At 73.7% G+C, this 23,332-nt stretch carries 16 protein-coding genes; 7 read left to right on the top strand and 9 right to left on the bottom strand.

The window, feature by feature from the left end; all coding sequences use genetic code 11:
* Nucleotides 1-73: 73 nt before the first annotated feature.
* On the top strand, nucleotides 74-2,074 hold the full coding sequence (ctaD, locus tag ACZ6PY_RS21120; protein WP_466074610.1) for an aa3-type cytochrome oxidase subunit I: 2,001 nt from the start codon (nucleotides 74-76) through the stop codon (nucleotides 2,072-2,074).
* A gap of 160 nt (nucleotides 2,075-2,234) precedes the next feature.
* Here ctaD and ACZ6PY_RS21125 read toward each other — a convergent pair whose 3' ends face one another.
* The 4 genes from ACZ6PY_RS21125 to ACZ6PY_RS21140 all read right to left on the bottom strand — a co-directional run bounded on the left by ACZ6PY_RS21125 (nucleotide 2,235) and on the right by ACZ6PY_RS21140 (nucleotide 8,163).
* On the bottom strand, nucleotides 2,235-3,368 hold the full coding sequence (locus ACZ6PY_RS21125) for a SigB/SigF/SigG family RNA polymerase sigma factor (RefSeq protein ID WP_466074611.1): 1,134 nt from the start codon (nucleotides 3,366-3,368) through the stop codon (nucleotides 2,235-2,237).
* A gap of 242 nt (nucleotides 3,369-3,610) precedes the next feature.
* Entirely contained in the window at nucleotides 3,611-5,008 is a 1,398-nt protein-coding gene (locus ACZ6PY_RS21130) for a hypothetical protein (protein WP_466074694.1), read from the bottom strand.
* A 274-nt stretch (nucleotides 5,009-5,282) separates the two neighbouring features.
* Nucleotides 5,283-7,043, bottom strand: coding sequence for a thiamine pyrophosphate-binding protein (locus ACZ6PY_RS21135; protein WP_466074612.1), 1,761 nt, complete (start codon nucleotides 7,041-7,043; stop codon nucleotides 5,283-5,285).
* On the bottom strand, nucleotides 7,036-8,163 hold the full coding sequence (locus ACZ6PY_RS21140) for a baeRF2 domain-containing protein (RefSeq protein WP_466074613.1): 1,128 nt from the start codon (nucleotides 8,161-8,163) through the stop codon (nucleotides 7,036-7,038). The genes ACZ6PY_RS21135 and ACZ6PY_RS21140 overlap by 8 nt, the downstream gene beginning before the upstream one ends.
* A gap of 141 nt (nucleotides 8,164-8,304) precedes the next feature.
* Here ACZ6PY_RS21140 and ACZ6PY_RS21145 point away from each other — a divergent pair, with 141 nt between their 5' ends.
* Complete coding sequence (locus ACZ6PY_RS21145) at nucleotides 8,305-8,853, top strand: hypothetical protein (protein ID WP_466074695.1); 549 nt, start codon at nucleotides 8,305-8,307, stop codon at nucleotides 8,851-8,853.
* A gap of 37 nt (nucleotides 8,854-8,890) precedes the next feature.
* Nucleotides 8,891-9,751, top strand: coding sequence for an alpha/beta fold hydrolase (locus tag ACZ6PY_RS21150; protein ID WP_466074614.1), 861 nt, complete (start codon nucleotides 8,891-8,893; stop codon nucleotides 9,749-9,751).
* A gap of 11 nt (nucleotides 9,752-9,762) precedes the next feature.
* Here ACZ6PY_RS21150 and ACZ6PY_RS21155 read toward each other — a convergent pair whose 3' ends face one another.
* Nucleotides 9,763-10,101: a DUF3817 domain-containing protein gene (locus tag ACZ6PY_RS21155; RefSeq protein ID WP_466074615.1), complete on the bottom strand. Its 339-nt coding sequence runs from the start codon at nucleotides 10,099-10,101 to the stop codon at nucleotides 9,763-9,765.
* A 163-nt stretch (nucleotides 10,102-10,264) separates the two neighbouring features.
* Here ACZ6PY_RS21155 and ACZ6PY_RS21160 point away from each other — a divergent pair, with 163 nt between their 5' ends.
* On the top strand, nucleotides 10,265-11,743 hold the full coding sequence (locus tag ACZ6PY_RS21160) for a glutamate-cysteine ligase family protein (protein WP_466074616.1): 1,479 nt from the start codon (nucleotides 10,265-10,267) through the stop codon (nucleotides 11,741-11,743).
* 10 nt (nucleotides 11,744-11,753) lie between these two features.
* Here the strand turns inward: ACZ6PY_RS21160 and ACZ6PY_RS21165 are convergent, their stop codons facing one another.
* Nucleotides 11,754-12,323, bottom strand: a complete 570-nt coding sequence (locus tag ACZ6PY_RS21165; protein ID WP_466074617.1) for a GNAT family N-acetyltransferase — start codon at nucleotides 12,321-12,323, stop codon at nucleotides 11,754-11,756.
* Nucleotides 12,324-12,470: 147 nt separating this feature from the next.
* Here ACZ6PY_RS21165 and ACZ6PY_RS21170 point away from each other — a divergent pair, with 147 nt between their 5' ends.
* From ACZ6PY_RS21170 to ACZ6PY_RS21180, 3 genes are all read left to right on the top strand, one after another.
* Entirely contained in the window at nucleotides 12,471-13,109 is a 639-nt protein-coding gene (locus ACZ6PY_RS21170) for a calcium-binding protein (RefSeq protein ID WP_466074618.1), read from the top strand.
* Nucleotides 13,110-13,229: 120 nt separating this feature from the next.
* The gene (locus tag ACZ6PY_RS21175) at nucleotides 13,230-16,079 is read left to right on the top strand and encodes an AfsR/SARP family transcriptional regulator (protein ID WP_466074619.1); all 2,850 of its coding nucleotides are present in this window, start codon (nucleotides 13,230-13,232) and stop codon (nucleotides 16,077-16,079) included.
* Nucleotides 16,080-16,323: 244 nt separating this feature from the next.
* Entirely contained in the window at nucleotides 16,324-16,677 is a 354-nt protein-coding gene (locus tag ACZ6PY_RS21180) for a hypothetical protein (RefSeq protein WP_466074620.1), read from the top strand.
* A 165-nt stretch (nucleotides 16,678-16,842) separates the two neighbouring features.
* Here the strand turns inward: ACZ6PY_RS21180 and treZ are convergent, their stop codons facing one another.
* Genes treZ through glgX form a run of 3 tightly spaced genes read right to left on the bottom strand, consistent with a single transcriptional unit; the run spans nucleotide 16,843 to nucleotide 23,029 of the window.
* Nucleotides 16,843-18,576 carry a malto-oligosyltrehalose trehalohydrolase gene (treZ, locus tag ACZ6PY_RS21185; protein WP_466074621.1) on the bottom strand — a complete coding sequence of 578 codons (1,734 nt, stop codon included), beginning with the start codon at nucleotides 18,574-18,576 and terminating at the stop codon, nucleotides 16,843-16,845.
* Nucleotides 18,573-20,906 carry a malto-oligosyltrehalose synthase gene (gene treY / locus ACZ6PY_RS21190; protein WP_466074622.1) on the bottom strand — a complete coding sequence of 778 codons (2,334 nt, stop codon included), beginning with the start codon at nucleotides 20,904-20,906 and terminating at the stop codon, nucleotides 18,573-18,575. The genes treZ and treY overlap by 4 nt, the downstream gene beginning before the upstream one ends.
* A gap of 2 nt (nucleotides 20,907-20,908) precedes the next feature.
* Nucleotides 20,909-23,029 carry a glycogen debranching protein GlgX gene (gene glgX / locus ACZ6PY_RS21195; protein WP_466074623.1) on the bottom strand — a complete coding sequence of 707 codons (2,121 nt, stop codon included), beginning with the start codon at nucleotides 23,027-23,029 and terminating at the stop codon, nucleotides 20,909-20,911.
* Between the last annotated feature and the right edge of the window lie 303 nt (nucleotides 23,030-23,332).

The raw sequence follows: 23,332 nt of genomic DNA on the forward strand, positions 1-23,332 counted from the left end.
TCGCCTGCTTTGATGGGCAGAGGGGTCGGGTACGCGTGCCCGTCCTGTCTGTCGTCACACGGGGTGAGAAGCCATGCCGAAGCAGGTAGTCAGGGAGCCACGAGACCGGGGACCTGCGATCCTCGCGCCGGCCCGGTTCGGCGGCTACCCCGGCCCGGTACGGGAGCCGATCAAGGGCAACTCGCTGTGGCGGCTGGCGCGGACCACCGACGCGAAGCTCATCGGCCTGCTCTACCTGATCACGGCCTTCGCGTGGTTCATCATCGGCGGGATCATGGCGATGCTCATCCGGGCGGAGCTGGGCCAGCCCGGGATGCAGTTCCTCTCCCCCGAGCAGTACAACCAGCTGTTCACCATGCACGGCACGATCATGCTGCTGCTGTTCGCGACGCCCATGGTGTTCGGGTTCGGCAACTACATCGTGCCGTTGCAGATCGGCGCGCCGGACGTGGCGTTCCCCCGGCTCAACGCCTTCGCCTACTGGCTCTACTTCTTCGGGGGCCTGATCGTCCTGGGCGGGTTCATCACGCCGCAGGGCGCCGCGGACTTCGGCTGGACCGCCTACACCCCGCTGAGCACCGCGCAGCACAGCCCGGGCGTCGGCGGGAACATGTGGGTGGTCGGCCTGGCGCTGTCCGGTCTGGGCACCATCCTCGGCGCGGTCAACCTGATCACCACGATCCTCACCCTGCGCGCGCCCGGCATGACGCTGTTCCGGATGCCGATCTTCACCTGGAACCTGCTGCTCACCAGCGTCCTGGTGATCCTCGTCTTCCCGCTGCTGGCCGCCGCGCTGTTCGCGCTCGCCGCGGACCGGATCCTGCACGCGCACGTGTTCGACCCGACCACCGGCGGGCCGATGCTCTGGCAGCACCTGTTCTGGTTCTTCGGCCATCCCGAGGTCTACATCGTCGCGCTGCCGTTCTTCGGCATCATCACCGAGATCATCCCGGTCTTCTCCCGGAAGCCGATCTTCGGCTACACCGGTCTGGTGCTCGCCACCATCGCGATCACCGTGCTGTCGATGACCGTCTGGGCGCACCACATGTTCGCCACCGGCCAGGTGCTGCTGCCGTTCTTCAGCATCCTCAGCTATCTCATCGCGGTGCCGACGGGCGTGAAGTTCTTCAACTGGATCGGCACCATGTGGAAGGGCCAGATCACCTTCGAGACGCCGATGCTGTTCGCCATCGGGTTCCTGGTCACATTCCTGCTCGGCGGGCTCACCGGGGTGCTGCTGGCCAGCCCGCCGGCCGACTTCCAGGTCACCGACACCTACTTCGTGGTGGCCCACTTCCACTACGTGCTCTTCGGCACCATCGTCTTCGCCGCGTTCGGCGGCCTCTACTTCTGGTTCCCGAAGATGACCGGGCGGCTGCTCGACGAGCGCCTGGGCAAGATCCACTTCTGGACCATGTTCATCGGCTTCCACGCCACCTTCCTCGTCCAGCACTGGCTCGGCGCCGAGGGCATGCCCCGCCGGTACGCCGACTACCTGCCCAGCGACGGCTTCACCACGCTCAACGTGATCAGCACCCTCGGCTCCTTCCTGCTCGGCGCGTCCACCCTCTTCGTGATCTGGAACATCTGGAAGTCCTGGCGCTACGGCGCCATGGTGACCGTGGACGACCCCTGGGGCTTCGGCAACTCCCTCGAGTGGGCCACCACCTGCCCGCCCCCGCTGCGCAACTTCGACCGGATGCCGCGGATCCGCTCCGAGCGGCCGGCCTTCGACCTGAAGTACGGCCCGCTCGTCGCCGACCTCGGCCGCGACCTGCCGCAGCGCACCACCAAGCCGCCGCAGCACTTCGGCGAGGAGCTGCACCACGTGCGCCACCTTCCGGAGTCGCCGGCCGCCGAGGGCGCGCACGGCGCCCGCGAGGCCGTCGAGTACCAGCCCGCGCCGCAGTCCGGCGCCCGCCCGGTGGAGGTGCCGGAGCCGGAGAACGTGCGGCGGCCCAGCTTCGACGGTTCCGACGAACCGGAGGAGACCCAGTTGGGTCCGCAGCGCAGCACACCGTCGAACCCCCGCTGGGAACACCCGCGGGGGAACGGGGACACCACGGAGAACTGACCGGACCCGGAAGGGGCCGGCGCTCGTCGGGCGCCGGCCCTTCCGGGTCGGGTACGCGTGGGCGACCTCCCTCGGACCGCGGGTACGCGTGGCGGGCGACGTCCCTCGGACACGGCGCCGCGCCGGCCCCCGGGACGGGAGCCGGCGCGGTCCGGATCGGTCAGTCGGCGGCGGGCAGGCCGGCCGCGGCGAGCGAGCGGCGGACCGCGGGCTGCACCCGGGTCAGCCGTAGCGGCACCCCGGTGCGGGCGGCGGCGTCCCGGCCGGCCATCAGCGCGGCGATCCCGCCCGCGTCGAAGCCGCCCGCGCCCACCAGGTCGACCACCACCTCGCGGGGTTGCCCGGTGACCGCCTCCAGCATGGCCTTCCGGAGCCGGTCCGCGCCGTCCCGGTCGACCTCTCCCCCGACCTCGACGACCACCCGGTCGCCGTTCTGCTTCACCGAGATCCTCGCGCGGGTCGGCTCGGACTCGGCCGCGCCGTTCTGCCACGGTGGCGGGGCGTCGGCGAGCATCGCCTGGCGCAGCCAGGTCAGCGCCCGGGAGAGCAGCCGCGACACGTGCATCTGCGAGATGCCGAACCGGGCCGCGATCTCCGCCTGGGTCTGGTTGCCGTAGAACCGCATGGCGAGGATCCGCCGCTCGCGCCACGGCAACCGGTGCAGCAGCCCGCTGACCGTGACCCGGTCGTCGACCGACTCCAGCGCGTTGTCCGACTCGCCGACCAGGTCGCCGAACTCGGCGGAACTCTCCCCGCCGACCGGCGCGTTGAGCGAGGCCGGGCTGTAGCCGGCGGCCGACTCCAGCGCGGCGAGGATCTCCTCCTCCGGCGTCTCCAGCCGCTCGGCCAGCTCGGCGACCGTGGGCGCCCGGGACAGCTCGCTGGTCAGCGCCGCCGTCGCCTGCCCGACCTCGAGGATCAGGTCGCGCAGCCGGCGCGGCACGTGCACACCCCAGGTGCGGTCCCGGAAGTGCCGTTTGATCTCACCGACGATGGTGATCGCCGCGTACGCCGTGAACGAGCCGCGCTCCGGGTCGTACCGGTCGACGGCGTTCACCAGGCCGAGGCGGGCCACCTGCTCCAGGTCCTCCAGCGGTTCCCCACGACCCCGGTAGCGGCGCGCCAGCCGCCCGGCGAAGGGCAGCGCGAAGCGCACCAGGTCGTCGCGTGCCTCCTGCCGCCGCTCCGGTGGCAGGGCGGCGATCCGTGCCGCGTACGCCAGCGCCGCGGCATCGAGGTCCTCCAGGCCCCGCTCGGTCGGTGGTGGTGTGGGTGTGGTGGTCTGTCCGAACATCCGCGCCTCCCTCAGGAAGGTCCCCCGCCCGGATCGGAACCGGTCGTGCGCGTGGTCGGGCCACGCACCGGGCCGGAAGTTGGGTTACGTGACGGCACGCCGGAAGCGGCGGCCGCCCGCCGCACGGCGTCGTGGGCCGTTCCGCGGCGAGCGGTGTTCCCGCTCCGTAGGTACTCAATCACGGTCCGCAGGATCGCGAGGATGTTTCGCCAGGTTGCTCGGCGGCCCCCCGGCGGCCGCGCTCAGGAGACCAGCAACCCCTGGTGGGCGCCCGCGTCGCGCAGCGCGGTGAGGGCCTCGGCCATCCGCAGCGGCGGCGGCACGGGCAGGTCGTACGGCTGGTTGCGCAACACCTCCGTGGCACGGCGGGTGGGCACCGCGCCGACCGGGTAGCCCCGCGCGGAGCCCCGGTCCAGGGCGCGCCGGCGGCGGCCGAACCCGGCCACCGCGAGCCACTGGGGCAGGCCCGCGAGGGCGGGCGACCGGACCCCGGGCGGCTCCGGCAGCACGTCCACCGAGCTGAACGGCTCGCTGCCGGCGAGCCACCACTCGGCCCCCTGCACCCGGCGGCGGGTCGCGTTCTCGCACCAGTAGGGCACCAGGCCCGCCCGGAGCACCTGCCACGGGTCGAGCAGCCGGCCGCACTCGACCACGAGGCGGTCGCCGGTCTTGCCGGCCCGGCGCAGCCAGCGCCGGTACAGGTCGGCGGTGGCCGCGCTCAACGCGTCCGGCTGCGGGACGACGACCCGGTGCAGCGGGTGCCCCCGCCGGCCGCCCCACTCCCGGGCGTCGTGCTCGAAACCGGACTCCACGCCGTTCTCGGCGAACGCGGCCGGGGAGGTGACGTCCGGCGGGGTCCAGCGCGCCCCGTCGCCGCCCGCCGAGCGGAGCACCTGGCGCAGCGCGTGCGCGTCCGGGTGGAAGTCGACCGGGTCGAGGCCGCTGGCCGGGCAGCCGACCTGGAAGCTGTGGCCGCTCCCCTCGTCCCGCACCGGCCAGGTGCGCGCGTCGTGCAGCAGCAGCACCGGCGCCCCGGGCTCCAGCCCCTCGGCCAGGAACCGGGCGTACGCCGCGGGCAGCGCCCGCCAGCGCACCGCGAGGCTCACCGTGGCGGCCGCCGACGCGCCCCGGCTGGCGGGGCAGTGCACCTGCCGGACGTGCACCAGGGCGTTGCCGGCGAGCAGCCGGCCGGCCAGCGCGGCCCCGTGGTCGAGGGCGGCGTCCGGGCGGTCCACCGCGCCCCGGGCCCAGTGCGCGGCCACCTCGAACCCGGCCGGCAGCCACGGCACCCCGAGCGCCACCGCGAGGTGCGCGGCGGCGCCGTGCGGCGATCCGAGCACCGCGCCGGGCCAGCGGCGGGTCGGGTACTGGCCGACGAACCACGCGGCCACCCGCTCGGCGTCCAGGTCGGCGACCTGGGCGGGGGTGAGCGCGGTCCGGCCGGCGGCCCGCGCCGCGGCGGCCCGGCGCACCGGCTCCGGGGCCCCGCTGAAGCGCGACAGCGCCCCTACGTGGCCGAGGTCCCCGCAGTCGTCGCCGCGCAGCGCCCGGGCCGTCACGGCGACCAGGAGCCGGGCGGCGCTGCCCGCCGCCACCACCCGCTCGCCGGCCAGACCGGCGCCGGACGCCGCCGGCCCCACCGGCACCTTCCGACCCGGCCCCACCTTGCCTCGTTCGCTCACCACGCGGCCCGGCTTCCCGTCCCTCTGGGGTCTAAACGGGGCATCCCCCCACGGGTCGGACCAATCAGCGGGCGGGCGGCGGCACCGCGCGCGGCACGCACCGGAGCCCTTCCGCCGTGCCCCGCCGTCCGGGGCGGAACGGGGGCGAAAGCAGCGGGGCCGGGCGGCGGCACGGCAGCGGCCGGCGCCGCCCCGGTGGGGCGGCGCCGGCCGGAAGGTGACCCGGTTCCCGCTAGACCAGGTCCTCCGCCTCCACGGCCGTCCCGGTCTCCAGCACCCGCTCCCGCACCCGCCGGGCGGCGTCCCCGTCGGCGAACAGGCCGCGCAGGTCGGCCAGGGCCGGCTCGGGCGGGTCCAGCGCCACCGCCGGGTCGACCACGGCCTCCAGCACGCTGGGCCGGTCCGCGGCGAGCACCTCGTCCCAGGCGGGCCCGACCAGGTCGGGGCGGTCCACCCGCACCCCGTGCAGGCCGAGCAGCCGGGCCCAGCCGGCGTACGGCACGTCGGGGCGGCGGTCGGCGAACGCGCCGGGCGGGCGCCCGCCGCCCATTCCGGACTGGTCGCGGTTGTTCAACACCAGCACCACGAGCCGGGGATCCCGCCACTCCCGCCAGTGGTGCGCCACGGTGATCAGCTCGGCGAGCCCGTTGAGCTGCATGGCGCCGTCCCCGAGCAGCGCGATCACCGGCTCGTCGGGCCGGGCCAGCTTGGCGGCGACGGCGTACGGCAGCGCGCAGCCCATCGAGCCGAGCGTGCCGCAGAGCTGCGCCCGCACGCCCGGTGGCAGTTGCAGGTGCCGGGCGTACCAGTAGATGACCGAACCGACGTCCACCGCGACGGAGCCGTCGCGCGGTAGCCGGGCGGAGAGCTCGTGCAGCACGAGCTGCGGGTTCACCGGCTCGGCCGGGGCGGCGGCCCGCTCGGCCGCGGCGTCACGCCACCTGTCGACCGAGCTCTCCACCACGCCCCGCCACTGTGGGTTGGGCCGGTCCGGCACGCGGGCCAGCAGCGCGCGCAGGGTCTCGGCGGCGTCGCCGACCAGCGGCACGTCCACCGGGTAGCGGGTGCCGATGCGCCGGCCGTCGATGTCGATCTGGACGGTGCGGACCTGGCCCGGCATCGGGAACCAGTCGGTCCACGGGTCGTTGGTGCCGACCATGAGCAGTGTGTCGCAACCGCCCATGAGCTGCGCGGCGGCGGTGGTGCCCACCTCGCCGAGCACCCCGGTGTGGAAGGGCAGCCGCTCGTCCAGCACCGGCTTGCCCAGCAGCGAGGTGGCCACGCCCGCACCGAGCCGGTCGGCCAGGGCGACCACCTCGTCGGCCGCGCCGTGCGCCCCCTGGCCGACCAGGATCGCCAGCCGCTGGCCGGTGCCGAGCAGCGCGGCGGCGGCGTCCAGATCGGCGTCGTGCGGCAGCACGCGGGCCAGCGGCTCCCCCGGGGTCGCCGACATCACGCCGGCGGTCTGCGGCAGCAGGTCGGGAACCGCGGCGAGCTGCAACGCGTGCGGCAGCACCACGCAGGTCGGGCTGCGGGTCGCCGCCGCCGTGCGGAACGCCTGGTCCAGCAGCACCGGCACCTGGTCGGGGCTGCGGCCGTAGCGGACGAACTGGTTGCAGACGTCGCCGAAGAGCCGGCTCAGCCCGATCTCCTCGTGCGCCCCGCCCAGCGGCCCGGTCACGTCCTCGCCGACGATCGCCACCACCGGCTTGCTGTCCAGCTTGGCGTCGTACAGGCCGTTGAGCAGGTGCACCGCGGCCGGGCCCTGGGTGGCCAGGCACACCCCGATCTCGCCGGTGAACTTGGCGTGGCCGGTGGCCATGAACGCGGCGGTCTCCTCGTGCCGGGCGGGGATGAACTCCGGATCCCCGCCCGCGGCGTCGAGCGCGGCGACCAGGGGGGCGATGGCCGCCCCCGGGTAGCCGAACGCCCGGGGCACCCGCCAGGCGCGCAGCCGTTCGACGACGAGGTCCGCCACCGTGCGGTCAGCCATTGCCCCGCCCGGGCGTGCTGGCGTCGACGTAGCGCAGCACCGCGCCGACCCCGTCGGTGAGTTCCGGCGCCTCCTCGGGTGCGAGCACGGTGAGTTCGGCGTCGGTGCCGATGAGGGCGCGCAGCAGCGCCGCGTCGGCGCGTACCTTCTGCGGGTCGGCCACCGACATGTCCCGCAGCTGTGCCGGGTCGGTGGCGATCTCGGTGGGTTCCGGACCGATCCACAGCTCGCCGTCGGCGGACGCGTCGTCGACGATCAGCATGGTGTCGACCTGGTCGCGTTGCAGGGCGGAGACCACCGCGTCGAGGCCGCCGCCGACGTCCTCCTGCACGCCGAAGCGGTCGAGCGCGGTGGCGATCCGCTGGTCGGCGACCTCGGCGACGGTCTGCACGGTGATGTCGTCCATGAGGGTGTCGTCGGCGCCGATGGGGTCGCGGGCGCCGGCGTCCGTGCGCACGAGAACGTCCTGCCAGCGCTCCGGCAGCTGGGCCGCGATCATCCCGGTGGCCCGGATGTCCCCGGCCACCACCACGACGTCCGCACCGACCCGGTCGGCCAGCTCGGCGGTGGCCGCGGCGACGTCACCGGCGTTGTGGTGCCACGCCTCCATGGCGGCCCGCTGGTAGCGGGACTGCGACCAGCCGCCCGGCTGCACCCGGCGCAGCTGCCTGCTCTCCCGCCCCTTCACCGTGGCCCGGCGCGGCACCCCGCCGGCGCTGACCGCGACCGCGTCGGCGCCGGTACGGTCCGCCAGCACCCGCACCCACGCGATCTGCTCGCCGCGCTGGGCGACCAATGGCATGGTGTGCGGCAGCGCGGACCAGGTGGCCAGGTCGCGCAGTGGCGGCGCGGAGAGGTATTCGGTGAGCACCACCCGCCCGTGGGCGGCGAAGACCGCGATGCCGTAGTCGCCGGGCATCGGTTGGTGCCGGCGGACCACCTCCTCGACGGCCTCGATCGTCACCGGGTCGGCGCCCTGCCCGATCAGGTCCCCCTTGAGCGCGCGCCAGCGCAGGTCGACCTGCGGGCGTGCGTCGTGGGTGTCCCGCGAGGCGTCCAGGTACACCGAGCACCAGGGCCCGGGACGGTCGTAGAGCGGGCGCAGGAAGGACAGCTGCATGCTCGACCCCTTTCCAGCTCGGCCGCACGCATACCCGCGCGACCCGGGATGTCACCTTCCGGGCCGGGCCCGTGACCGCCGTTCATTCACGTCGTTCAACTCGGGGAGTCGATACCATGAGTGAACACGACAGGACTCTCGGTGGTGAACATGAACACGGAGCTGCACATCCGCCGCCCCGTCCACCCGACGGAACGGATCGTCACCGGCCGGTTGGTCCGTCTCCTGGAGGGCTACGCCCGCGAGGTGCGGGTGGGGCAGCCGGTGCTGCTCGGGGTGCTGACCGCGGCGGGGGTGGTGGGGCTCCTGCTCCGCCTGGTGCGGGCGCTGCTCAGCAGCGGCGGCGGAGGCGCGCGGCGCAGCTTCAAGGAGCTCAAGAAGGGGCCGGAGTTCCTGGTCACCCCGGTCCGGGTGCGCGACGCCGCCGGCCGGCTGGTCGAGGTCGAGCTGCACGGCCACCTGCCGCAGAGCGCCCTGCACTCCGGCGACCTCGTGCAGTTGACCCTGCGCCCGCAGCACGACGCCGACCTCCCGCCGCGGATCGAGCGGATCGTCAACCTGACCACCGGCCAGCTGCTGACCCCGCGCACCGCGACGGTCTGGTCGCACCTGGGTCCGGCGCTGCTGCTCCAGGCGGCGCTCGGCGTGCTGCTGCTGGCGGGCGTCGCCGCGTGCTCGGCGCTCGGCTGAGGTTTCCGCCGCCGCCCGCCGGGGCACCGGCTCGGCCATGTTCCCCGGATTCACGCTGGAGCAGATCGACGTCGGCCCGGTGCGCCTGCGGGTCCGGCACGGCGGCTCCGGGCCGCCCGTGGTGCTGCTGCACGGGCATCCGCGTACCCACGCCACCTGGCACCGGGTCGCGCCGCTGCTCGCCGCCCGGCACACCGTGATCTGCCCGGACCTGCGCGGGTACGGCGGCTCGTCGAAACCGCCGAGCGATCCGGCGCACACGGCCTACTCGAAGCGGGCGATGGCCGGCGACGTGGTGGCGCTGCTCGACGCGCTGGGCCACCCCCGGGCGGCGGTCGTCGGCCACGACCGCGGCTGCTACGTGGCCATGCGGACCGCCCTGGACCACCCGGACCGGGTGACCCGGCTCGGCGTGCTGGACGGCGTGCCGATCGGCGAGGCCCTCGCCCGCTGCGACGCCCGGTTCGCGGCCCGCTGGTGGCACTGGTTCTTCCTGGGCCAGCTCACGAAGCCGGCCGAGCGTGTGATCAACGCCGACCCCGACGCCTGGTACGGCGGCTCACCGGAGGTGATGGGCGCGGAGGCGTACGCCGACTACCGCCGCGCCATCCACGACCCGGCCACCGTGCACGCGATGTGCGAGGACTACCGGGCGGGACTCGGCCCGGACCGGGCGGCGGACGACGCCGACCGGGCCGCCGGCCGGCGGATCGGCTGCCCGGTCCTCTTCGCCTGGTCCGAGCGGGACGACATGGTCGACCTGTACGGCGACCCGGCGGCGATCTGGCGGAACTGGGCCGACGACGTGCGCGCGGCGTCGATCCCGTCCGGCCACCACATGGCCGAGGAGGCCCCGGCGGAACTGGCCGCCCTGCTCGGCGACTTCCTGGCGGGATGACCCGCGGGCGGTCAGCCGACCGGGGTGAGCGGGCGCTCGGCGGCGGCCGGGGTGCCGAGGAGGCCGCGGCGGCGGGCCCAGCGCTCGAAGAGCACGGTGGCGAACGGCGGCACCGCGCAGGCCAGCGCGACGGCGGTGTGCCACAGCGACCAGCGCCGCTGCCGGGCCACGACCAGCACGAGCAGCCCGTACGCCACGAAGAGCGCCCCGTGGATCGGGCCGAACACGTGCACGCCGGTCTCGTCGCGCGGCGGCCCGTACTTGACGGCCATCCCGGCCAGCAGGGCGGCCCACGAGCAGGCCTCGGCGATGGCCGCCGCCACGAACAGCCGGGTGGTGATCTCGCGCATCCGGCCATGCTAGCCACCCGGGCCGGTCGGACCGGCCCCGACACTGTGCGACGCGACAGGGATCACCGGCCGGACAGCTGGGTAGTAAGGGATCCCCCGGGCCTTTCCGCGCGCCGCGGTGGCGTGCGAGGTTAGGGGGACCAACGGTGACAGGGTGGTGACCATGGGCGAGGACGTCGGCGTGCGCACCTTCAGCCGGGAGGACCGGGCCCGCTACCGCGACAAGGTGCGGCGTTGCCTGGACGTGTTCGCCGAGATGCTGCGCGAGTCCCGCTTCGACGTGGAGCGGCCGATGACCGGGCTGGAGATCGAGCTCAACCTGGTCGACGGGGAGTCCCAGCCGGCCATGCGCAACGCCGACGTGCTGGAGGCGATCGCCGATCCCAGCTTCCAGACCGAGCTGGGCCAGTTCAACGTGGAGATCAACGTCGCGCCGCGCCGGTTGACCGGCACCGGCACGGCACAGTTCGAGGAGCATGTCCGGGCCAGCCTCAACGCCGCCGAGGAGAAGGCCCGCGCGGTCGGCGCGCACATGGTGATGATCGGCATCCTGCCGACCCTGCGGCCGGAGCACCTGACCGCCGAGACCCTCTCGGCCAACCCGCGGTACGCGCTGCTCAACGAGCAGATCTTCGCCGCCCGGGGTGAGGACCTGCGGATCTCGATCAGCGGGGTGGAGCGGCTGGCCACCACCGCGGACACCATCACCCCCGAGGCCGCCTGCACCAGCACCCAGTTCCACCTCCAGGTCAGCCCGGCCCAGTTCGCCGACTACTGGAACGCCGCCCAGGCGATCGCCGGCGTCCAGGTCGCGCTCGGTGCGAACTCGCCGCTGCTGTTCGGCCGGGAACTGTGGCGGGAGACCCGGGTGCCGCTGTTCCAGCAGGCCACCGACACGCGCGCCGAGGAGATCAAGGCCCAGGGGGTACGCCCCAGGGTGTGGTTCGGGGAACGCTGGATCACCAGCGTCTTCGACCTCTTCGAGGAGAACGTGCGCTACTTCCCGGCGCTGCTGCCGGTCTGCGACCCGGAGGACCCGGCGGAGACGCTGGCCGCCGGCGGCGTGCCGAAGCTCGCCGAGCTTCGGCTGCACAACGGCACGATCTACCGGTGGAACCGGCCGGTCTACGACGTGCTGAAGGGCCGCCCGCACCTGCGGGTCGAGAACCGGGTGCTGCCCGCCGGGCCGACCGTGCTGGACACGGTCGCCAACGGCGCCTTCTACTTCGGTCTGGTCCGCGCCCTCGCCGAGTCCGACCGGCCGCTCTGGTCGCAGATGTCGTTCAGCGCGGCCGAGGAGAACTTCACCAACTGCGCCCGGCACGGCATCGACGCCCAGGTGTTCTGGCCGGGGCTGGGCTACCTGCCGGTGACCGAGCTGGTGCTGCGCCGGCTGCTGCCGCTGGCCCACCACGGGCTGGACCGGTGGGGCCTCGACCCCGGTGAGCGGGACCGGCTGCTCGGCATCGTCGAGCAGCGCTGCCTGACCGGCCGCAACGGCGCCACCTGGCAGGTGGAGACGCTGCACCGGCTGGAGTCGGCCGACCACCTGGACCGGCCGGAGGCGCTGCGCGAGGTGGTCCGCCACTACGTCGACCTCATGCACAGCAACCGCCCGGTCCACGAGTGGCCGATCCCCTGACCGTCCCGGATCAGAGCGGGGACGGGTCGTCGCGCAGCCGGCTGTACAGCCAGCCGTCGCGCCAGGCACCGGCCCGGAACTCGCAGGCCCGGACGACCCCTTCGAGCTGGAAGCCGGCCTTCGCCAGCGACCGCTGCTCGGCGACGTTCTCGGGGTGGGTGCCGGCCTGGATCCGCTGCGCCGGCGTGTGCGCGAACAGGTAGTCGCAGAGCAGTGCCTGCGCCCGCCACCCGATCCCCCGCCCGCGCCACTCGGGCAGGAGCGCGATACCGATCTCCCAGTACGGCGCGCGCCCGCCGTAGCTACCCGACTGGTAGCTCACCAGGCCGGCGGCGGCCTCCTCGGGCTCGACCTGGACGATGAGCCGGCCGTCCCGCTCGCCCAGGTAGCCGTCCTCGGCGTACCGGCGGGCGGGCGCGCCCGCGTCCCGGAAGCCGGCCCAGTCCAGCCCGATCAGGCCCGGCTCGGTGAGGAACCGGCGGAACATCGCCAGGTCCGGTTCGGTGACCGGGCGCAGCCGGATCGTGCCGCCGCCCGCCTCGTGCGCGACACCGGCGAGTCCCGGTCCGGCCTCGTCCATGCCCGGAACGCTAGCGGCCGGCGTCCCGCGTCGCTGCCCCGTGGGCGCACGCCGACCGGACCCGTCGAGGCCCCACGTTTGCTGCACGTCCGTTCCACGCCCGGTGGCGACGCTTCTCGCACAGACCCAGCAGCAAGGAGAAGCGTCATGACACACCGTTTCCTCTCCACACCGCGGACCGGTCGCCGGGCCATCTCGGTGGTCGGGGCACTCGTCCTGGCCACCGCGGGGCTGGCCGGCGGCGCCGCCGCGCCGGCGTCCGCGGCCGTCGTGGTGGTCCCCGCCGACTGCGGCCCCTACTCCGGGGCGCCGGTGCCGGCCGGCTACGCCACACAGTTCGTTCCCGCCGGCGGGCTCTACACCAGCACCAACAACAACGGCCCGGAGTTCATCATCGGCACGACCGCTCGCGACGTCATCGTCGGAAGCGTCGCCGGCGACATCATCTGCGGACTCGACGGGAACGACGACATCCAGGCCAACGGCGGCAACGACATCGTCTACGGCGGGGCGGTCGGCGACAGCATCTGGGGCGACCTGGGCAACGACAACCTCCACGGCGACGGCGGCGCCGACACCATCCACGGGGACCGTTTCATCGGGCCGAGCGCCCTGGACGGCAACGACCGCGTGGACGGCGGGAGCAACGACGACCACCTCTTCGGCGACCAGGGCGGGGACACCCTGGTCGGCGGTCCCGGTCTCTTCGACGACGGTGACGGGGGCCCGGACGCCGTGTTCGACGACTGCCGGCCCACCGTGGACATCCCCACCAACTGCCCCTGATGCGATCGCCACGGCGGTGCGCGGGTCGGGAAACCGGCCCGCGGACCGCCGCGCCCCCGGCTGTCGGATCCGAGTCAGGCCCGCGCCGACCACTGTCGACGGCGGCTAGCGTCGTAGGCCGTGGCGGTGGAGTTCCGGGTACTCGGCGACCTGGACGTCCGGATCGACGGCCGGACGGTCGGGATCGGTCACGCCCGTCAGCAGTGCGTCCTCGCCGCCCTGCTGGTCGAGCCCAACCGGGTGGTCGCGACCGAACAGCTCGTCAACCGGGTCTGGGGCGGCGACATCCCGGACGCGGCCGCCGTCACCCTGCGCGGCTATCTGTCCCGGCTCCGCCGGGCGCTGGCCGGTACGGACGAGGTCCGCATCGTCCGGCGCCATCCCGGCTACCTGCTCGCCGTCGACCCCGACTGCGTCGACCTGCACCGCTTCCACGAGCTGACCGAGCAGGCCCGGCGCACCGACGACGACGCGACCGCGATCCGCTGCCTGGAGCGGGCGCTGGGGCTCTGGCGAGGCGAGGCGTTCGACGGGCTGGCCACACCGTGGTTGGTGGCCTTTCGGCAGACCCTCGACCGACAGCGGGTCGCGGCCGCGCTGGACCGCAACGACCTGGCCCTGCGCCACGGCCAGCACGCGCGCCTGCTCCCCGACGTCCTGGCGCTGAGCAGCCGGTACCCGTGGGACGAGCGCCTCGCGGCGCAGGCGATGCTCGCGTTGTACCGGTGCGGGCGGCAGGCCGACGCACTCGAGCAGTTCCATCAGATGCGCCGCCGGCTGGCCGCCGAGGTCGGCACCGATCCCAGCCCGCCCCTGGCACTGCTCTACCAGCGGATCCTCACGGCCGACCCGGTGCTCGCGGCGCCGGACATCCCGCCGGCGGGCGGCGCCGAACCGGGGGCGGCCACGGGCCCGCCGCCCGGACGGCCCGGCGCGGCACCGGACACGGCCACGGTGCCCCGGCAGTTGCCGGCGTCCCCCGGGGTCTTCGCCGGCCGGGCAGCCCAGCTCGCACGCCTCGACGACCAACTCGGCGACGCGGCGCACCCGGACGGCGGATCACCGGTGGTGATCTCGTCCATCGGTGGCGGCGGCGGGGTGGGCAAGACCTGGCTGGCCCTGCGCTGGGCGCACGCCAACGCCTGTCGCTTTCCCGACGGGCAGCTCTACGTCAACCTGCGCGGCTTCGACCCGACCGCCCTCCCGGTGGGCTGGCCGGCAGCCGTGCGCGGCTTCCTCGAAGCGCTCGGTGTCGAGCCGGCACGCGTCCCGGCCGAGCCGGACGCGCAGGCGTCGCTGTACCGCACGCTGGTCGCCGGCCGCCGGATGCTCGTCGTCCTCGACGACGCCCCTGACGCCGCCACGGTGATCCCGCTGCTGCCCGGGACGCCCACGAGTGCGGTCCTGGTGACCAGCCGTCGGCAGCTGGCCAGCCTCGTCACCACCCACGGTGCACGACCGCTGCCGCTGGACGTGCTGCCCGACGGCGAGGCACACGAGCTGCTGGTCCGGCAGGTGGGCGCCGCGCGGGTCGCGGCACAGCCCGACGCCGTCGCCGACATCCTGCGGTTCTGCGGTGGCCTGCCGCTGGCCCTCGGGATCGTGGCGGCCCGCGCCGCGCTCCGCCCCGACCTCGCCCTGTCGTCGATCGCGGCGGAACTGGTCACCGCGGCCAGCCCGCTGGACGTGCTCGACGGCGACGAGGTGACGACGAACCTGCGAGTGGTGCTGTCCAGCTCCGTGCGGGCGCTGACGCCGCCCGCGGCGGAGGTCTTCACGCTGCTCGGTCTGGCCCCGGGCGCGGACATCGGCCGGGCCGCCGCGGCCAGCCTGACCGCCCGTACGCCGGACGAGCTGCGCCCGCTGCTGCGCGAGCTCACCGACGCGCATCTCCTCCGGGAGCACGTCGCGGGCCGGTACCGCATGCACGACCTGGTCCGGGCGTTCGCGGTCGAGCGGGCGGCCGGGGATCCGACCGGTTCCCGGTCCGCGCTGTGCCGGCTGGTCGACCACCACCTGCACACCGCGCACGCGGCCGCGCTGCTGCTGTCCCCGCAGCGCGATCCGCTGACCCTGACCCCCACCGCGCCCGGGGTGACCGCCGAGCGGCTCGGGGACCTCGCGGCGGCGCTCGCCTGGTTCACCCGCGAACACCAGGTGCTCCTCGCGATCATCGAATACGCCGGCGGCAACGGTCTGGACGCCGCGACCGGGCAGCTGTCGTGGACCCTGGCCACCTACTTCGACCGGCAGGGCCACTGGCACGACTGGGCCACGGTGGCCGGCAGGGCGGTCGAGTCGACCCGCCGGCTGGGTGACCGCCCGGCACAGGCCCAGGCGCACCGCCTCCTGGCCGGAGCCTGCTCCAATCTCGGCCGGTACGAGGAGGCGCAGCGCAACCTGCTCGCGGCGCTGGACCTGTTCGCCGCGCTGGCCGACGACGAGGGGCGGGCGCACACCCACTTCGACCTCGGCATGCTCCACGACCGGCAGCGGCGGCCCCGGGAGGCCCTGCCGCACGCGCGGCAGAGCCTCGCCCTGTACGAGCGGGTCGGGAGCCCGCTCAAGCAGGCGGTCGCGCTCAACGCGATCGGCTGGTACCACTCGCAGCTCGGCGAGCACCGCGACGCGATCACCTTCTGCCGCCGGGCGCTCGCCCTGTCCGAGCAGGTCGGCAGCGCGTACGGGCAGGCGAACACGTGGGACAGCATCGGCTTCGCCCACCACCACCTGGGCGAGCACGGGCAGGCCGTCGACTGCTTCCAGCAGGCGCTCGCCCTCTTCGCCGAGATGGGTGACCGGCACGCCGAAGGCATCGTGCTGGATCATCTGGGCGACACGTGGGCGGCCGCGGGCCGGCCGGCCGCGGCCCGGGACGCCTGGCGACGTTCACTCGCGCGGTTCGAGGAGCTCGGCCACGCCGACTCCGAGGCGGTACGGCAGAAGTTGACGGCGCGCCCGGACCGATAGGGCTTTCCGAACCCGCCGGACCGACGGCGATCGGCACGGAACCTCCGCGTTCTCTCTTCGAGCCGATCCATTCACCTGGTTCTACCGAAGAAATCCCTGATGAGGACCACGTTTACCGAGCTGTTACCAAGGGCGGACTTCTCAGGCTCGGCGCCGCCTATACGTTTCTGGCACATCAACAGGCTTGGAGGAATTCATGAGGAAAGCAACGGCGAGGCGACTCGCGGCGGCAGGTGGAGCACTCATGCTCACCTTTACCGGCATCCTCTCTGTCGCGGCACCCGCGGCTGCGGCGGAGGAAAACGTCCCGAGCGCCGCGGCGAACGGGGTGGACGCCGCACCGGTGGACGTCGGCACCATGGCCTCGTGCTCGAACTGGACGCCGCACATGAGGCGAGTCATTGTCGCCAGTGCCAAGGTGCACACCAGCTATTCGGGGTCGTCATCGGTGATCGCCACCTGGAAGTACAAGACGCTCTTCCGTGTCGACAAGCGTTGTGTCAACGATGCCGGAAACCTGTGGTGGCACTCCGACTGCTGCACCGGGGTCCAGGGCTGGATCTGGAACGACTACACGGAGTTCGCCCACTACAATTAACAGTTTCCGGAAGCCGGTGGTTGCCGGCCCAGGATTCGAATATCAGCAGCCAGGGCGGCAAGGTACGGCGTCGTGCCTGACCGCCAGCCTTGTCGCCCTGACCGCTCCCGCCGCTGAAACGGCACGCTGATTCTGTTCGACGCGCCGAGTCGGCCACGACTCTTCTCAGAGCGCGACGACCGCCGCCGTTTCCGCTGGTAACTCGATCCGGTCGCGCATCACGGTGACCCCGTCCCCGGAGGCCAACAGCACCCGCCGCACCACCCCCGGCAGTGAGATGCCCTGCCCCCGGCCGGCCAGGTTGGCCACGACCAGGGTGTTTCCGCGCCGCATCAGCAGGAACTGGTCGCCGTGGCGGACGTCGACCTGGCCGAGCCGGGGGTCGGACAGGTCGGGACGCTGCTTGCGCAGGGCGATGAGCCGGCGGTAGAAGTCGTACATCTCCCGGTGTTCGGGCTTGTCCAGCTCGGCCCAGTCGAGCCGGGAGCGGACGAAGGTCTGGGGGTCCTGCGGGTCGGGCACGTCCCCCGGCGGCCAGCCGTGCGCGGCGAACTCCCGCCGGCGGCCGGTCGCGACCGCGGTGGCCAGCTCGGGCTCGGGGTGGCTGGTGAAGAACTGCCACGGGGTGCTGGCCGCCCACTCCTCCCCCATGAACAGCATCGGGGTGAAGGGCGCGGTCATCAGCAGGGTGGCCCCGACGCGCAGCAGCCCGGCGGAGAGCGTCTGGGAGATCCGGTCGCCGGTGGCCCGGTTGCCGATCTGGTCGTGGTTCTGCAGGTACGCCACGAACCGGTGCCCCGGCGTGCGCTGCCGGTCGACGGGCCGGCCGTGGCTGCGGTTGCGGAAGCTGGACCAGGTGCCGGCGTGGAAGAACGCGCCGGTCAGCACGTCGGTCAGGCATTCGAGGGAGCCGAAGTCAGCGTAGTAGCCCTGCCGTTCGCCGGTGAGCAGGGTGTGCAGCGCGTGGTGGGCGTCGTCGTTCCACTGGGCGTGCAGCCCGTACCCGCCGGCCTCCCGAGGGGTGATCAGCTTCGGGTCGTTGAGGTCGCTCTCGGCGATCAGCGACAGCGGCCGGCCCAGGTGGGTGGAGAGCGCCTCCACCTCGGCGGCCACCTCTTCCAGGAGGTGGGTGGCCCGGGAGTCGGGCATGGCGTGCACGGCGTCCAGCCGCAGCCCGTCCACGTGGTAGTCGCGCAGCCACATGAGCACGCTGTCGACGATGTAGCGGCGTACCCCGTCGGAGTGCGGGCCGTCCAGGTTGACCGTGCGGCCCCAGGTGTTGCTCTGCTCGGTGAGGTACGGCGCGAAGCGCGGCGCGTAGGCCCCGGAGGGCCCGAAATGGTTGTAGACGACGTCGAGGATCACCCCCAACCCCTTCGCGTGCGCCGCGTCGACGAAGCGCTTGAGCCCGTCCGGCCCCCCGTACGGCTCGTGCGGCGCGTACCAGCACACCCCGTCGTAGCCCCAGTTGTGCTCGCCGTTGAAGGCGTTGACCGGGAGCAGCTCGACCAGGTCGACGCCGAGGTCGACCAGGTGGTCGAGGCGGCCGATCGCCGCGTCGAAGGTGCCCTCCGGGGTGAAGGTGCCGATGTGCAGCTCGTAGAGGACGCTGCCGGGCAGCTGCCGCCCGGTCCAGCCCTGGTCGGTCCAGTCGAACGCGGCGTGGTCGTAGCGGCGGCTCGGCCCGTGCACGCCCTGCGGCTGCCAGGCCGACCGGGGGTCGGGCAGGGCCTGCTCGTCGTCGTCGAGCAGGAACGCGTAGTCGGTGCCCGGCCCGGCGCCGGGCACCTCGACCCGCCACCAGCCGCCCGGCCCGGGGCGCATGTCGTGGTCGGCGACGCCGGGCAGGCGCAGCCGGACCCGGGCGGCTTCGGGCGCCCACACCGTGAACTCGGTCATGCGGCTGCCTCCACGGAAACGGTGGGAACGAGGAGGGCGACGGGATAGCTGCTCAGCAGATCGTGCATCGGCAGGTCAGACCCACTGTAGACCCGACCGGTGAACACGTCGGTAACACTGTTGCCGGAAATCGACAGCGTCGTGTCGCGCCAGCCGCCGGCGCGGGCCAGCCGCAGCGGCAGGCGGGTGGCCACGGCGACGGCGCCGCCCCGGTCGAAGGCCACCGCGTGCGCGCCGGCCGGCCCGTGCGCCGGCACCGGCCGGTAGCCGGTGAACAGCTCCGGGCGGTCCCGGCGCAGCCGCAGGGTCCGCGAGACCACGAGCAGCTTGGCCGCGCCGTCGGCGGCCACCGCGGGCCGCCAGCCGGCGTCGAGCCGGGCCAGCAGCTCCCGGCGTACGGCGAAGTCGACCGGGCGGCGGTTGTCGGGGTCGACCAGGGAGTTCTCCCACAGCTCGGTGCCCTGGTAGGTGTCCGGCACCCCGGGCATGGCGAGCTGGACCAGCTTCTGCCCGAGCGAGTTCGACCAGCCGGCCGGGGTGATCTCGTCGGCGAACGCGGTGAGCTGGGCGTGCAGCTCCGGGTCGTCGTACATGCGGTCGACGAGGGCGTGCAGCTCGTGCTCGAACGCCGGGTCGGGGTCGGCCCAGCTGGTCGACACGGACGCCTCCCGGGCGGCCTTCTCCGCGTACCCGTGCAGCCGCTCGCGCTCGATGGGCCAGGCCCCGACGGCGGTCTGCCAGAGCAGGTGGGCGAAGGCGGGATCGGCCAGCGGGGCGCGGGACATCCAGTCGCCGACCCGCTCGGCCCAGCGGCCGGGCAGCTCGGACAGGACCGCGAGCCGGGCCCGGACGTCCTCGCCGCGCTTGGTGTCGTGGGTGGACAGGGTGGTCATGCCGGCCGGCCAGCGCACCTGCCGGGCGGCGGCGGCGCGGTGGAACTCGGCGGGCGGCACGCCGAAGTGGGCGGGGCTGCCGCCCACCTCGTTGAGCGCGACGAACCGGCTCCACCGGTAGTAGGCGGTGTCCTCCACCCCCTTGGCCATCACCGCGCCGGAGAACTGCGGGAAGCGGGCGGCCAGCTCGTGGTCGGGGTCGCGGAGCCGGGCGGTCACCGCGTCCAGCACGGCGGCCAGGTCGGGGCGGCGGCGGCCGGCCTCGGCGCGGGCGGCGGCGAGGTGCCGGGCGCCCTCCGGCGGGTAGCCGCGGTAGACCGGGAAGGCGGCGGCCAGCTCGGCGAGGGCCGACCGGACCTGCTCGCGGGGCAGCTCCGGGACGAGCGCGGCGAGCCGGCTCAGCTCGGCGGCGAGCAGCCGGGTGGCGGCCGCCAGCTTGGTGTCGTGGGTGAGGTCCTGCCACGAGGTGTGCCGGCCGGTGAGCCGCCCGTCCAGCGCCGTGAAGTCCGCCTCCGCGTCCGGGTCGACGAAGAGCCCGCACGCCGCGGCCAGGGCGTCGTAGCCGGTGGTGCCGTCGACGGGCCAGTCCGGCAGCTCCTCGCCGTACTCCAGGATCTTCTCCACGACCAGCCAGGCGCCGGGCGCGGCGGCGCGCAGCCGGGCCAGGTAGCCGGCGGGGTGGCGCAGGCCGTCCGGGTGGTCGACCCGGATGCCGTCGAGGTCGCCGGCGGCGGCCCAGCGCAGGATCTCGGCGTGGGTGGCGCGGAAGACCTCCGGGTCCTCCACCCGCAGCCCGGCCAGGTCGGACACGGCGAAGAACCGGCGGTACGTCAGCTCGCTGTCGCCGCGCCGCCAGTCGACCAGCTCGTAGTGCTGCCGGTCGTGCACCTCGCGCGGCGTCCCGTCCCCGGTGCCGTCGGCGATCGGGAAGCGGTGCTCGTGGTAGCGCAGCTCGCCGTCGACGACCTTGAGGTCGTCCAGGGCGTCCGGGGTGTCGGCGAGCACCGGCAGCAGCAGCCGGCCCCGGTCCCAGTCGATGTCGAACCAGTCCGCGTACGCCGAGGAGCGGCCCCGGCGCAGCACGTCCCACCAGGCCGGGTTGGCGGCCGGCCGGGCCACCCCGGCGTGGTTGGGCACGATGTCCACGACCAGGCCGAGCCCGGCCGCGCGCAGCGCCCGGACGAGGCGCCGGCGGCCGCCCTCGCCGCCGAGTTCCGGGTTGACCGCCCGGTGGTCGACCACGTCGTAGCCGTGCTGGGAGCCGGGGGTGGCGGTGAGCAGGGGCGCGCTGTAGAGGTGGGTGACGCCGAGGTCGGCCAGGTAGCCGGCGAGGCCGGCGGTGGCGTCGAGGTCGAAGCCGGGGCGGACCTGGACGCGGTAGGTCGACCCCACCCGCGTCGTCGGCGCCGTCGTCTCGGGGTGGGGGGTGTCGGGCATGGTCAGGCCGTCCTCTCCAGGACCAGCAGCGAGCGGTCGGGGACGCAGACACTCCCGCCCGCCTCGACCGTCAGTGTCTTCTCCGGATCCGGGTCCGCGGTGCTGATGACCAGTTCCCACCGCTGGCCGAACTCGGCCGGCGGCAGGGTGAAGTCCAGGGGCGCGTCGTGCGCGTTGAACAGCAGCAGGAAGGAGTCGTCCCGGTGGCGCTGGCCGTAGTGGCCGCGTTCCGGGATGCCGTCGCCGTTGACGAAGAGGGCCACCGAGCGGCCGAAGTCGTTGCCCCAGTCCTCGCCGGTCATCTCCCGGCCGTCGGGCGTGTACCAGGCCAGGTCGGGCAGGGCGGAGCCGGCCGCCCGGCCGCCGACAGGAAGGCCGGTGAAGAACCGCCGGCGGCGGAACACCTGGTGCCGGGTGCGGAACTCGGTGAGCCGCCGGACGAAGGCCAGCAGCTCCTCGTCGGCCCTCGTCCAGTCCACCCAGGCCAGCTCGCTGTCCTGGCAGTAGGCGTTGTTGTTGCCGTGCTGGGTGCGGCCCAGCTCGTCGCCGTGGCCGAGCATCGGCACGCCCTGGGACAGGATGAGGGTGGCCAGGAAGTTGCGCCGCTGCCGGGCGCGCAGGGCCAGCACGCCGGGGTCGTCGGTGTCGCCCTCGACGCCGCAGTTCCAGGAGCGGTTGTGGCTCTCCCCGTCCCGGTTCTCCTCGCCGTTGGCCTCGTTGTGCTTGTCGTTGTAGGAGACGAGGTCGTTCAGGGTGAACCCGTCGTGGCAGGTGACGAAGTTGATGCTGTGGAAGGGGCGGCGCCCGTCGTCCTGGTAGAGGTCGGCGGAGCCGGAGATCCGGGAGGCGAACTCCGCCAGGGTGGCCGGCTCGCCGCGCCAGAAGTCCCGCACGGTGTCCCGGTACTTGCCGTTCCACTCGGTCCACTGCGGCGGGAAGTTGCCCACCTGGTAGCCGCCCGGGCCGACGTCCCACGGCTCGGCGATCAGCTTGACCCGGCCGACCACCGGGTCCTGCTGCACCACCTCGAAGAAGGTGGAGAGGCGGTCCACCTCGTAGAACTCCCGCGCCAGGGTGGCCGCCAGGTCGAAGCGGAAGCCGTCGACGTGCATCTCGGTGACCCAGTAGCGCAGCGAATCCATGATCAGCTGGAGGGAGTGCGGGCTGCGCACGTTGAGGCTGTTGCCGGTGCCGGTGTAGTCGACGAAGTAGCGCCGGTCGTCCTCGGAGAGCCGGTAGTAGCTCGGGGTGTCGATGCCCTTGAAGCTCAGCGACGGCCCGAGGTGGTTGCCCTCGGCGGTGTGGTTGTAGACCACGTCGAGGATGACCTCGATGCCGGCCGCGTGCAGCGCCTTGACCATGCCGCGGAACTCCTGCACCTGCTGGCCGAGCCGGCCCAGCGCCGAGTAGCCGTGGTGCGGGGCGAAGAAGCCGATGGTGTTGTAGCCCCAGTAGTTGCGCAGCCCCAGGTCGGCCAGGCGGTGGTCGTGCACGAACTCGTGCACCGGCATCAGCTCGACCGCGGTCACCCCGAGCCGCTGGAAGTAGTCGATCATCACGGGTGAGGCGATCGCCGCGTACGTGCCGCGCAGCTCCTCGGGGATGTCGGGGTGGCGCATGGTCAGGCCGCGCACGTGCGCCTCGTAGATCACCGAGTGGTGGTAGGGCGTGCGCGGGGGCCGGTCGTTGCCCCAGTCGAAGTAGGGGTTCACCACGACGGACTTCGGCATGAACGGCGCCGAGTCGGTCTCGTTGCGCCGGTCCGGGTCGCCGCCCACCTCGTAGTCGTAGACGGCCGGGTCCCAGGTGACCTCGCCGTCGACCGCCTTGGCGTACGGGTCGAGCAGCAGCTTGTGGGGGTTGCACCGCAGCCCGTTGGCCGGGTCCCACGGCCCGTGCACCCGGTAGCCGTAGCGCTGTCCGGGCTCGACGCCCGGCAGGTAGGCGTGCCAGACGTACGCGTCGACCTCGCGCAGCTCGACCCGGCGCTCGGCGCCGGTGTCCCACTCGTCGAACAGGCAGAGCTCGATCTTCTCCGCCACCTCGGAGAAGATCGCGAAATTGGTTCCCATCCCGTCGTAGGTGGCGCCGAGGGGATAGCTCTCGCCCGGCCAGACCTGCATGTCGCTCCTTCGGCCATGATCATGAGCGCACCGGACGGGCGGACCGCCGGTGCGCACGCCGCTTATGCCCCGCCACACGCTCCGCCAATCCACCCGTTCGGACCGTAACCGATTTCCACCCACCTGAGGCCGCCTGGACCTTCGGGTGTTGTCCGTCACGATCGCCCTTTTCGAGATGCGGGTTCGCGCCGGATGGCTTTTCCTGGATCGCGGACGCGCGTGCCCGCGCGGGTCCGCCCCGGCCGTTCGGCCGACCCACCACGCTCCCCACGCCGCCATCGACGTCGGCGCGTACCAGCATGC

This window comes from Micromonospora sp. NPDC048907 (assembly GCF_055586885.1).